This window comes from Marinobacterium ramblicola (genome assembly GCF_019084545.1).
Taxonomy (GTDB): Bacteria; Pseudomonadota; Gammaproteobacteria; order Pseudomonadales; family Balneatricaceae; genus Marinobacterium_D; species Marinobacterium_D ramblicola.
The window spans coordinates 1-5,456 of record NZ_JAHREP010000053.1 but is presented as its reverse complement, the minus strand read 5'-3'; the positions used below and the strand labels follow the sequence as shown (position 1 = coordinate 5,456).

The following is a 5,456-nucleotide window of genomic DNA, read 5'->3' as shown; positions in this document are numbered from 1 at the left end:
CGCTGCCCCAGGGCGTTGGTGACCTGGATGCGGCGACCGAACACGTCGTAGGCATGGGTGGTGCTGTTGCCTTCGCCGTCCACCTCCTGCACCAGGTTGCCGACAGTGTCGTAGAAGCTGTAGCGGCCGTTGCCCAGGGCGTCGATCTCGGCGGTACGATGGCCGAGGCGGTCGTAGCGGTAGGTGGTGGTGTTGGCAAGCTGATCGGTCTCGGTCAACTGCATGCCCAGCGCACTCCAGGTGCGCCGGGTCTCGCCGCCGTTGGCGTCGGTCTGTTGGGTGACGTTGTCCAGTACGTCGTATTCGGTGCGGGTCACCGCGCGGGCGCTGGTGCCGTCGCTCTGGGTGGTCTCGGCGGCGAAGTGGGCCACCTCGCGGTTGCGGCCATCGAACAGAATAAAGGTGGTGATCGGCGTGCCGCTACGGTCGAGGCCGTAGTTCTCGGTGACCAGGGCGTTGCCGTTGCCATCGACGCCGAACTCACGCCACAGACCGGTCTGCGCGTTGGTGGCGATCTGCGCATCCAGGGCGTTGTACCGGTTCTCGGTGAAGTAGCCGGTATCGCTGCCGTCCACGGCCAGACTGTCGCCCAGGTTACCGGTGGCGGTGCCGGCCAGGGCCAGGTCGCCGAGAATGTCGCCAACCGGACCGCTGTAGAGGCCGGGGTCGACACTGATCAGTCCGTTGGCGTCGAGGCCGATGCTGCCGTTGACTTCGCCGGCTTCGAGCGTAACGGAACGGCCGGTGGTGAGGCTGCTCGGCTCAGCGGTATCGGCCCTGAGCCAGTCGACGATCACCTCGTCGCCGTTGGCATCGGTGTAGTAGAGCTTGAGGTCGTACTCGCCGCCCGGGAGCTGTGACAGGCTGGTCGAGTAGGTATCGCCTGCGCCGGTCAATACGATGTCGTTGGCAAAGTCGGTGCCGCTGCCGGCGTCACGCCAGGCCAGATGGAGATCGCCTGTAATATTGGCGCTCTCGGCGGTACTCAGGGTGGTTGCGATATCGATATCAAAGCCGAGGCTGGTCACCGTCGGCGGTGTGGTGCTGTTATCGGTATTGAACTGCTCGGTCGAGGTGACCGTGGTGCTGTGCACATCGGCAAAGGCGGTGCCGTAGAAGGCGCTGTAGTCGACGCTGCCGACCTCGGTCAGGCCGGCATCGACCAGCAGGCGGTCGCCGAACTCACCGTTGCGACCGGCATCGACACGCACACCGTCGACGATGACGACCTGATCGTCACCGACAGCGGGAATGGTCCAGCTGACGCCTCGCTCGATGGTGACAGCGCCGTTGCCGACAACGATCTCGAAGGTATCGAGCGTAATGTCGTCGTTTTCACCGACGCCGGTCAGGGTGACGCTGTAGGTGCCCGCTTCCAGCGGGCTACTATCGCTGCCGAACGCCAGGCTGTAGGTGCTGTATCCCAGGCCGCTGTCTACGCCTTCGACACTGGCGTTGCCACTGGCACCGTCGGCAATATCGGTGCGCTGCCAGGAAGCGGACAGGGTCAGCAGATCCGCAGCGATATCGCTCGGCAGGGTGCTGTCCAGCGCGAGCTTGTAGAAGGTATCGCTGCCGTCCACGGCCAGACACTAACAGTCAAGCTGCTAATAGGTTGTAGTCAACCGGCGCGGGCGATCATCCGCCCACGCCTATTGACCTATTCAAGTTGTTAAAGAGCCAACCGGTGTCGGTACCGGCTGTTTTACTGCGTTACGTCTGTCTATCTATATCCAGAACAACCTGAGTTGATCCTCTCCTTCCAGCCGAAGGCACCGTAAAGTCTGGTACAGGTCACCTGCTGGCCGTCGGTGGCGGCGATCAGGCCATCAAAGGCGTTGTATCGGTTTTCGGTGAGTGCGGAACCAGCTACATAGGCTCATAGGGTTCCGGATCCGATGCCAGTGGTTCACGGCTGAGATCAATGGTCTTATCGCTCCAGTGGATATCGAACCACTGATTGAACAACTGACGGCTTCTCGGATGGGGCCAGCGGCGTTTGTCCAGAACCCATTCTTGCAGGGTGGTTTCGAACAGGTAGCGATACACGGCACCGACGACCTCTTTCTCGGGTTTGATGTCCCAGGACATTGGCAACAGGAAGGCGGTGCGGTCTTCCCATGCGAGTCTTTCGGCCTCTTCGAGGCTGCATTGGCTTTCCTTCGCCAACCATTCGATAAAGGGTTGTTTGGGGTGCAATCGCAATACGCCCCGGTTGACCGAGTAACCGGTGACGTGAATGCCAAGCAGTTTTTTGATGATTTTCGGGATCGTCATGGTCGTTGCCCCACAAGTGATATTTGGCCGGGTTACGCCACTCTGTCATGTCTTTACATGGTTCGTTTACGTGAACATGCAAGGAAGGAGTCTGGGATATTATCTGCACCGATAGCCATCCCCGAGTGCCTGCCGAGACAGAGACGGTGTCCGGGGTTTGGCTCGGCCTAACTGCCAGTTGGCGGGCACTTTGAGCCAAAATCGGTGGCGGTGCGCTGAAAATCATCGGATTTTTGGCTCTATCTCGAACAGTGAAGGTGCTTTTTCAGTAGGTTTCATCGGAAAAGCACCTCAAAAATACCCGGATAGCTGTTGCCGGACATCCGGACGGGACAACGGGACTGCAGATTAAGAAAACTGAAATTCACATTCCGACAAAGGAATCTCATTGCCATCATCGAGCAAAAAACCACTCTGGGAAATTTTTGCTACTGACAATCCAAGCGCAGCAGCACCCTGTTCAATTTGCTGCCGCCACCCATCAATATCCCCTTTGTAAGAAACAGCAAAATAACATTCACCGGAAGGCAACGTAACTTTACACCCATCATTAACCGCTCCGCCGCTAGTCGCTAACGGTGGGTCAACTTTTCGTATGAGCTTCTTAAATAACGCCGCTATATCATTGTCACAACCGCAACTGACATATCGATACTCTCTTCCTTCCACAACAGATGTACCAGGCACCTTTCTCTCTTTATCAATAGGGCCTAGACCTAAAATATCTTCCATCTTTTTAGACATACAAAATCTCACTATCTCGTTGCTGGTGTAATAACAAATTTGAAGTTGTTAATCCCTGCATCTGTAAACACCTTTGAATAGTAGGTGGCAAGGTCGGTACTGTTTGTGTGATAGATGATGTTGTCAAAGGCTGCATTATATTTCGTTGCTTGGTCGAGCATTTTTTGCTGCTCAACCACCGCCCAAGGCCTTGCCCCATTCGGACTCCCGGGGTTTCTAATAGATGCAGCCCAATCGTCAACGAATTTAGCTTCTATCGCAGTATTTTTTCCGCCAATGGTGACAACATTATCCGCAACACCCGAGACCCATTTGCCATCTACTAGAGCTTCGTACTGCCGTTGACTAAAAGGCACATCTCCGTACAACCCTCTAACACCAACTTCATAACTCTGCCCAAGATCAATAGCTCTTGAACCACTGACTGGCACGGCATCTGTAGTTGAGAACTTTAGCCGAGCATTGTTTAGAGCCCTAACTTTACTAATATCTCCAACAGCGCCAATCTGCCCCCTTATCTTACCAGGTCCTACGGCAAGTTCACCCAGCGCTTCGATAAGCTTACCGGCTGTCCCTGCCCCTTTGGCACCTTTAGCAGCAACTCCTGCCCCACCAGTTGCAACTGCCAACAAACCTTCAAATACCAAGGCACCAGCCGCAACGACAAACTGCTCTTGCGAAAGCTCGCCGGAGACATCCTTCAGCGTATCAAAAAGCAGCCCCGATATCTCGGGATCATTGTATATAAACTGCGTTATTGTCGCGGCTGTCTCCGTAAACTGCTTGGCATCAACATAGACGCCCTCAATCCCTTCAAATGCAGCATCCAGTTGAGCTTGGACTGCATCGAGATCTCCTGTAGCGACGTTGACTATAAGATCTTTAGCCGCCGAAGCGCCGCTCAGCAGTGCTCCACCAATACTCTTGGCCAGCTCAATGGTACTGTCCGCGGCGCCACCGAATCCAATTGCCAGTTGCCCCCAAAAACCAGTTCCTTCCAAAGCCGCCTGGCTGTTACGAATCTCCGCTTTAAGCTCCGCGCCATACTCTTTTATCAGCGCAATTACTTGTTCTCGCTGATCCTGCCCACGAGGCTGCAAACTATAGCCACCATTGTCAAGGTCGCCATACAGTGCCCTCATCAACATCTCCTCAGAGAGGATCCCTTCCTCCTGATGAGCGAGAACACCAGCCTTGTCTACTACGCTGTCTATCTCTTTTCCTGCACTATTCGCCTGCACCAGTTGCGACTTCAACCGATCCGCGTCAGAAGCTAGCTCTTGCTCTTCAATAGCGGTTTGCAGCTCGTCACTATCCAGCTGTCCGGAGTCGGCCTTGGTCGCTCCAGCGCCCGTCGGTTCCTCCATCAACTGCCGATTGATACGCTCCATCGGATCGTCGTCATTGGCAGACGACACCAACAATCCCACCCGATTATCCGGCCTAAACGTCTGTGCCGCTTCCAATGCAGCCAGTTCTCTATCCCTCACACCCTGGCGGAACCCACGCACCGCATCACGAGCTCCTGTATCCAGCCCGGTGGCGCTCACGATCCGGCCACCGATGAAGTTGCCGATCTCGTTACCGATGGTGTTGGCCAGGAAGTCTTTGCCCGCCTGTTTGTCGAACGCGGTCAGCACGCCGCCCACGGCAAGGTTGGTAATCAGTTGCTTGTCGGAGATCTGCAGGCTACCGAAGGATTCGGTTTCACCTAGACCGTTGCCGTTGATGGCATTGCTCAGGGTGCCTGCAATACCGTTGGCCCAGTCGGTGGGAGTGACCTCACCGGTACGGATAAAGCTCTCTGCTGCCCCCAGCCAGGGGCTGATGTAGTCAACGGCCGAGCCCAGTATGCCTTCACTGCCCGCACCGACCGCGTCAACCAGGTTGACGGTTTCACCGTTTTCGCCGATACCACGAACCGGCCCCAGTGCTGCAACCGCCAGGCTTGACCAACTGGTAATCTTGCCATTCGAGATCAATTGTTTACTGGCAGCTGCCGCCACCTGGGAGGCACGGGCCGCAATTTTGGCATACTTGACGGTGCTGGCGATTTCGGAGGACTGAGCCAGTTGTCCGAAGCCGCGCGCGGCACCGCCGAAGGCGCCGCTGATGGCACCGGCGGCTACGTCTTTCCAGCTGAACTCGTCTTGGTACCCCAAGGCGATGAACAGGCCTTGCGTCACGACGCTGGCGGCGGCACCAATAATCGCGCCCGCCGCTACATAGCTACCGAAGGTTGCGGTGCCCCCTCCCAAAAATGCGGCCAATTCAGGCAAGGCGTACCAGGCGACGATGGCCACGATGACGACGATGATAATCGCCAGGAACCCACCACACCCCCCATCGTCCGGATCCGACTTCAAGTTCGGCAGCGTGGAGCCGATGATGTCGCCTTCGTCGTACACCACGTGGGTGTCGGCGGTCAGGCGGCC

The 5,456-nt window shown here is 56.7% G+C and carries 4 protein-coding genes; all 4 read right to left on the bottom strand.

The annotated features are described in order from the left end of the window. Positions 1-1,583, bottom strand: a 1,583-nt coding sequence (locus KQ940_RS23140) for an RHS repeat domain-containing protein (protein WP_485020584.1), incomplete at its 3' end; no start/stop codon positions are given. A 286-nt stretch (positions 1,584-1,869) separates the two neighbouring features. After that, positions 1,870-2,277, bottom strand: a complete 408-nt coding sequence (locus KQ940_RS22465; protein WP_217416886.1) for a hypothetical protein — start codon at positions 2,275-2,277, stop codon at positions 1,870-1,872. 348 nt (positions 2,278-2,625) lie between these two features. Next, positions 2,626-3,021, bottom strand: coding sequence for a hypothetical protein (locus tag KQ940_RS22460; protein WP_217416885.1), 396 nt, complete (start codon positions 3,019-3,021; stop codon positions 2,626-2,628). 11 nt (positions 3,022-3,032) lie between these two features. Further along, on the bottom strand, positions 3,033-5,456 hold a 2,424-nt coding region (locus tag KQ940_RS22455; RefSeq protein WP_217416884.1), incomplete at its 5' end, for a hypothetical protein.

Bases quoted from the DNA above. Each gene is read 5' to 3' on its own strand.
- KQ940_RS22465 (WP_217416886.1), bottom strand. From the start codon at position 2,277: ATGACGATCCCGAAAATCATCAAAAAACTGCTTGGCATTCACGTCACC.
- KQ940_RS22460 (WP_217416885.1), bottom strand. From the start codon at position 3,021: ATGTCTAAAAAGATGGAAGATATTTTAGGTCTAGGCCCTATTGATAAA.